Origin of the sequence: Anaeromusa sp. (assembly GCF_028691475.1) — a bacterium.
In the GTDB taxonomy this organism is placed as follows: Bacteria; Bacillota; Negativicutes; order Anaeromusales; family Anaeromusaceae; genus Anaeromusa.
Window position 1 is genome coordinate 1 of sequence record NZ_JAQUZF010000128.1, and the last position, 6403, is coordinate 6403.

Annotated in this window: 8 protein-coding genes; 6 read left to right on the plus strand and 2 right to left on the minus strand. The window is 49.1% G+C overall.

Features of this window, described 5'->3' with window-relative positions:
* Both ppsA and PHF27_RS12565 read right to left on the minus strand, forming a co-directional pair.
* On the minus strand, positions 1-2312 hold a 2312-nt coding region (gene ppsA / locus PHF27_RS12560), incomplete at its 3' end, for a phosphoenolpyruvate synthase (RefSeq protein WP_363320065.1).
* The gene (locus PHF27_RS12565) at positions 2258-2434 is read right to left on the minus strand and encodes a hypothetical protein (RefSeq protein ID WP_300070667.1); all 177 of its coding nucleotides are present in this window, start codon (positions 2432-2434) and stop codon (positions 2258-2260) included. The genes PHF27_RS12565 and ppsA, both read right to left, overlap by 55 nt.
* A 157-nt stretch (positions 2435-2591) precedes the next feature.
* Between PHF27_RS12565 and PHF27_RS12570 the strand changes: the two genes are divergently transcribed.
* The 6 genes from PHF27_RS12570 to PHF27_RS12595 all read left to right on the plus strand — a co-directional run bounded on the left by PHF27_RS12570 (position 2592) and on the right by PHF27_RS12595 (position 6174).
* Positions 2592-3218 carry an HAD family hydrolase gene (locus tag PHF27_RS12570; protein ID WP_300070670.1) on the plus strand — a complete coding sequence of 209 codons (627 nt, stop codon included), beginning with the start codon at positions 2592-2594 and terminating at the stop codon, positions 3216-3218.
* Between the two features lie 192 nt (positions 3219-3410).
* Positions 3411-3803, plus strand: a complete 393-nt coding sequence (locus tag PHF27_RS12575) for a metalloregulator ArsR/SmtB family transcription factor (RefSeq protein WP_300070673.1) — start codon at positions 3411-3413, stop codon at positions 3801-3803.
* A 23-nt stretch (positions 3804-3826) separates the two neighbouring features.
* Positions 3827-4990: a permease gene (locus PHF27_RS12580; protein WP_300070676.1), complete on the plus strand. Its 1164-nt coding sequence runs from the start codon at positions 3827-3829 to the stop codon at positions 4988-4990.
* A 44-nt stretch (positions 4991-5034) separates the two neighbouring features.
* A complete protein-coding gene (locus PHF27_RS12585; protein ID WP_300070679.1) occupies positions 5035-5271 on the plus strand; it encodes a thioredoxin family protein in 237 nt (78 codons plus the stop codon).
* Positions 5272-5426: 155 nt separating this feature from the next.
* Positions 5427-5960, plus strand: a complete 534-nt coding sequence (locus PHF27_RS12590; RefSeq protein WP_300070682.1) for a DUF2703 domain-containing protein — start codon at positions 5427-5429, stop codon at positions 5958-5960.
* A gap of 55 nt (positions 5961-6015) precedes the next feature.
* On the plus strand, positions 6016-6174 hold the full coding sequence (locus PHF27_RS12595; RefSeq protein WP_300070685.1) for a hypothetical protein: 159 nt from the start codon (positions 6016-6018) through the stop codon (positions 6172-6174).
* The last annotated feature ends 229 nt before the right edge of the window (positions 6175-6403 follow it).

Here is a 6403-nt window from a genome sequence, read left to right on the forward strand (position 1 = left end):
CTCTGCTTACTCTGTGTGCCGTTCCATTTTATCTTTTGCTCCATCTCTAGGACGCGCAGGGTGATTTTCATCACCGAGTCGGGATTGAGGGACATAGAGTCGATGCCTTCCTTGACCAGGAATTCCGCAAACTCCGGATAATCGCTGGGCGCCTGGCCGCAGATGCCGCTATGGCGGCCGTTGCGCTTGGCTCCCTGAACGGCCTGGGAAACGATACGCAGCACGCCGGGGTCGCGTTCGTCAAAGTCATGGGCTACAAGGGAAGAGTCGCGGTCCACGCCAAGCGTTAACTGGGTAAGGTCGTTGGAGCCAATGGAAAAGCCGTCAAATACCTGACTAAACTCATCAATCATCAGTACGTTGTTAGGGATTTCGCACATGACATAGACCTCTAGGCCATTTTCGCCGCGGCGCAGGCCGTTTTTAGCCATTTCTTCCAGTACCTTTTCCGCTTCGGGAACGCGGCGGCAGAAGGGAATCATCAAAATCAGATTGGTTAAGCCCATGGTTTCGCGGACTCGCTTCATAGCTCGGCACTCCAAGGCGAAGCCTTCGCGGTACTTGTCGTCGTAGTAACGGGACGCGCCACGAAAACCAATCATGGGATTTTCTTCAGCCGGTTCAAAGCCGCTGCCGCCGATCAGGCTGGCGTATTCGTTGGTTTTAAAGTCGCTCATGCGGATGATAACCGGTTTGGGATAGAAAGCCGCCGCAATAGTACCTACGCCGCAGGCCAGCTTTTCTACAAAGTATTCGGTTTTGTCTTCATAACCAAAGGTAAGGTCTTCGATTTTGCGAATTACCTCCGTATCGGTGATCATTTCCGGGTGAACCAAGGCCATAGGATGAATCTGAATGTAGCTGTTGATGATGAATTCCATTCGTGCCAGACCGACGCCGTCGTTGGGAAGCATGGACATAGAAAAGGCCAAGTCTGGATCTCCTAAATTCATCATGATTTTTGTGCGAGGCCGTTTTAGGTCCGTCAAGTTAATGGTTTCCATGTGAAAGGGCAGTAAGCCTTGATAAACTTTGCCCTCTTCGCCGGTAGCGCAGTTGACGGTTACTTCTTCGCCGGTACGGATTGCTTCGGTAGCATGGCCAGTTCCCACCACAGCGGGGATGCCGAGTTCGCGGCTGACGATGGCGGCATGGCAGGTGCGGCCGCCGCGGTTGGTTACAATGGCGCCGGCAGCCTTCATTACAGGCTCCCAGTCTGGAGTGGTAGTATCGGTTACTAAAACTTCTCCCGGTACAAACTGGGCGAGTTGAGAGGTATGTTTAATGATGCGCGCCTTGCCGCTGCCTATTTTTTCGCCGACACTTTTACCAGTAGCCAAAAGCGGCCCGTGGCCGTCCAAATAGTATGTTTCCAGAACGTCGAGGGATTTTCCGGAACGTACTGTTTCCGGGCGGGCTTGTACAATAAATAGCTCGCCGCTCAGGCCGTCTTTGGCCCATTCAATATCCATAGGGCGGTTTTCGCCGGCTTTTTTTGAATAATGCTCTTCAATGGTTAGGGCATATTGGGTCAAGGTGAGAATGTCCTCGTCATTCAGGCAGAAACGGCGGCGATCCGCCTCCGGTACTTCGATGTTCCGCGTTAAGGCTTTGGAGCCGCCCAAGCCGTAGACCATTTTAATGCGTTTGTCCCCCAGGTTCTTGCGGATGATGGAGCGGTAGCCCTGGCGGAAGGTAGGCTTAAAAACATAGTATTCATCAGGCGTGACGGCTCCTTGTACAATGTTTTCGCCCAAGCCGTAGCAGACGGTGATGAAGACTACGTCACGAAAGCCTGTTTCCGTATCAATGGTGAAGGTTATACCGCTAACCGCTAGATCGGAGCGAACCATTTTCATGATGCCGATGGACAAGGCCACCTTGAAATGATCAAAGCCGTTGTTTAAGCGGTAGGAGATGGCGCGGTCCGTAAAAAGAGAGGCAAAGCACTTGAGGCAGGCTTCGCGCAAAGCGTGTTCGCCTCGGATGTTCAAATAGGTTTCCTGTTGGCCGGCAAAAGAAGCTGTCGGTAAATCCTCTGCCGTAGCCGAACTGCGCACTGCCACGTCGGTGTCAGGACCGTATTGGGAGCAGAGCTGCGCATAGGCGTTTTTGACTTCGGTCCAAATCTCTTCTGGAATGCCTGCGTTCAAGATCAAATCTCTAGCCCTCTTGCCGCACAAAGCCAACGCCGCCACATCATGCGTCGTAACTTCTGACAACGCTTCTTGCAGCGGACCTAGGACGCCGCCGTCGCTCAAAAGTTTCCAGTAAGCTTCGGAGGTAATGGCGAAGCCGTTGGGAATCTTGATTCCTTGCGGGGTAGCTCTCGGTACATCTCCCCTAAAGAAGCGTTTTTGCCGCCTACAAGCGGCAGGTCTTCCAAACCGACTTTTTCAAACCAACGTATAAAACGTCCCTGTTGCACCGTCATCACATTCCCACCTTTCTTTAGAAACCCAAGGGAAATTAAATTTTCTGATAATATTATTATATATCGTTAATTGCTTCTGCGATAGAGCAAGTGTATAATCGTTTCAGGCGTGCATGAGGTTTTTAACCGGCGCTATCTTAGGAAGGACGAAAAGAGTATGGAAAATATCATTTTTGATGTAGACGGAACGTTGTGGGACTCCACGGAAGTGGTGGCCCAGGCCTGGAATAAAGCCATTGCAGAAGTCGGCGGGACCAAGGCAGTGGTGAACGCTGCCATCTTGAAACGAGAGTTCGGTAAGACGATGAAGGTTATCGCGGACAATCTGTTTCCGGACGCTGACGAGGCAACGAAAGCCTTGTTGATGAAAAAATGTTGTGCTTATGAACACGAGGCGCTGGAAGAAAATGAAGAAACCTTATTGTATCCGGCGGTTGTGGAGACGATAAAAGAACTGGCGCAGCGGCACCGTTTGTTTATCGTCAGTAACTGCCAGACCGGCTATATTGAGCTGTTTATGAAAAAGGCCGGCGTAGAAGCGTATATTGAAGACTGGGAATGTTTTGGCGATACGGGGAAAGTCAAAGGAGAGAATATCCGGCTGCTTATGGAGCGCAACAAGCTGGCTGGGGCCGTGTATGTCGGCGATACGCAGGGAGATTACGAAGCTACGCAACTGGCACGCATACCGTTTATCTTTGCCCAGTACGGTTTTGGCAGCGTAGAAAACCCTGCACAGGCGATTGAATGCTTTGAGGAATTGCTGCCGTTGTTTCGTAGATAAGAATCTTAATTTTCTAGCTGCGCCGGGGTGAACCGAGTAAGCAGAAGCAATAATATGCGACGTAAATAGAGTTAACCGCAATTCCTGGAGCTGGGAATTGCGGTTTTTCTTATGCTGTTGACAATTAGCATACATGCAGATAAAATATGATTATAATCGAAAACGTGAATATAAAATAATAAGGAGGGCTCTATGCTAGAAATTTTTAAAGCCCTTGGCGATGAAAGCCGTATTCGAATTTTAAATTTGTTGCTGCAGGGACCTTTATGCGTATGTGAACTGGAGTTTGTATTGCAAATGAGCCAAACTAATGTATCGCGGCATTTGGCTAAGCTGAAGCAAGCTAAGATAGTACAAAGCCTTAAGCAGGGGCAATGGATGAATTATCAAATGGCTCCCTCTTTTTTAGCGCAAGAAGCTAAGCTTGTAGAGTATCTGCAAGAAAAGGTTTCGCAAGATGCGTCGTTTCAAAAAGACTTGACGGCGCTGTTGAAACATCAAGAGGAATGGGGCGATTGTTTGACGCCTTCGCGCAAATATTTGCAAGAAAAGCTGCATAGCGAGAATGGTTGTTCTAACGAATAGAAAGTTACTTTGAGGTGAAGGATATGTCGGAAAAACAGAAGTTGCTATTATTAGTAGGGGCGTTTTTATTTGCCTATTGGCTGCCAATGGATCATCCCCGCGTGCAAGGGGCTGTAGTAGAAGGATTTGCCATGTTAGGCGACTATGCTAGAGAACACGTGCTTTTGTGTTTAGTGCCAGCTCTCTTTATTGCTGGAGCGGTGTCCGTCTTTGTGCGCCAGGATGCGGTTATGCGTTATTTGGGGGCGGGCGCGCCGAAAACGATGGCCTATGGAGTCGCGTCGGTGTCCGGGGCGATTTTGGCGGTCTGCTCTTGTACGGTACTGCCTTTGTTTGCGGGCATTTTTAAACGCGGGGCTGGCCTTGGGCCTGCTGTTGCTTTCTTGTATTCCGGCCCGGGGATTAACATTTTGGCGATTGCCATGACAGCTCGAGTATTAGGCCCTGATTTGGGTGTAGCCAGGGCGGTTGGCGCTATCTCATTTTCCTTGATTGCGGGACTTTTGATGGCGATGATTTTTCGCAGTTCAGAAGAAAAACGGCAGGAAGTATTTGCCGATGCGGAAGTGGGAGAGTTGCCGCGGCAGCTGTGGCAGGAAATCGTCTATTTTGGAGCGATGATTGGCTTTTTGATTTTTGCCAACTGGGCAAAGCCCATGGGCGATATGGGCTTTGCGATGGCCGTGTATCAAGTTAAATGGTGGTTATCTGGCGGTTTCTTGGCGCTTACCTTGTATACTTCATTTGCCTGGTTTTCCACGGAAGAACGGAAAGAATGGCTGGAAAGCACCTGGACCTTCACTAAGCAAATTATTCCCCTTCTTTTGGGCGGCGTGTTGCTTGCCGGATTTTTACTGGGGCGTCCCGGCCTTGACGCCGGGATTATTCCGGATCATTATATAGCAGATCTTGTTGGCGGCAACAGTCTGGGAGCGAATTTCTTCGCGGCGATTTCCGGCGCGTTTATGTATTTTGCCACGCTGACGGAAGTGCCTATTCTACAAGGGTTAATTGGTTCCGGCATGGGCAAGGGGCCCGCGCTATCCCTTCTTTTGGCCGGTCCGGCGCTTAGTTTGCCATCTATGATCGTGTTGCGCCAGATCATGGGTACAAAAATGATGGTGACCTATGTTTGCATTGTTGTTGTTCTTTCAACGTTTGTAGGGTATGTGTTTGGAATGATGTAAGTCATGAAACAAATAGAATGAAAAATGTAATGGAGGGGATACGTATGAAAAAAATTGCTATTTTAGGAACTGGATGTGCAAGTTGTAAGAAACTAGAGGCCAATACCAAGGAAGCGGTTGCATCAATGGGGCTGGAAGCGGAAATTATAAAAGTAACCGATATGAATGAAATTGCTGAATATGGGTTAGTGAGGACGCCTGCAATTGCGGTTGATGGAAAGCTGATCTCGACAGGGAAAGTGCTGGAAGCGGATAAAATAGCGGCATTGCTGCAAAAATAAGAAGTGAGTAAAACGGCAAGGGGCAGTCCCTTGCCGTTTTTTAGGACTAGGTGAAGAATGTGAGCCTAGAGTCGCAGCCTTTTTTTAGGCGGAGTACAACAGCGCATTCATCAGTAAGAAGACCAGAAAAAATAATTAGACAGGAGGGATTTTCTATGAGTAAGCTTCAGACTCGTTCTTGCTGCAGCGGCGGTGATTGCTGTCCGCCAGCGCAAGAAAGCAAGCAAGTGGTGATCGACTTTCTGTATTTGGATCTTAGCGTCTGCCAGCGTTGCCAAGGAGCGGACCAAAATCTGTCGGAAGCTCTTGCGGAAGTGACTAAGGTGCTATCCTCGGCAGGTTATGTGGTAAAGGTAAATCGGATTCACATGGCGACCAAAGAACTGGCCATACAGTATGAATTTTTGAGCTCTCCCACGATTCGCGTTAATGGCCAAGACATCGTTTTGGAGGTTACGGAAAGCACTTGTCAAGATTGCGGCGATCTTTGCGGCGATAGTGTGGATTGTCGCTCTTGGGTTTACGAAGGAAGAGAGTATGCCGAGCCTCCTAAGGCAATGATTATTGCTTCTATTCTTAAACGGGTGTTTGGAGGTGAGGCGGTCGTGGCTCAACCGAAAGAGCCGTATGTGCTGCCGGAGAATTTGAAACTGTTTTTTGAAGGCCTTGAGACGGCCAAGCGCCAATAAATAACTCCCTCGAAAGTGAGCAGCAGCTCGTTTTCGGGGGAGTTTGTTCGTTTGCTTGGTGCGAACTGGTAATTTGACGGTGAAAGTCCACTGCGGGGGCGAAGAATTCATGGCGGTTTTGCCGGATACAGATGCAGCTGGAGCGGCTCGGTTGGCGAAAATCATCCGAGAGAAGATTGAAGCTTTTGGGCTGTGGGCCGGCTTGTTCCAATAAAAGTCTCAAATACAATGGTCGCCACCGCTTCTCTTGTCGATTCAATTCTGTCGAGTCTTCCATTTACTCCTTTCACTCTTGTTCAAAAATTATATTTCGTAACCCTCAACAGTACCCTCGCGCGACTCCGGTTCTCTTGTTCAATCCCGCGTAGTCTTCTTCTCGTTCCTCGCAAAGTATACAGTTGTTTAAGCTACTATTTTTGCAAATGCGAAGGAATTTATAGAAA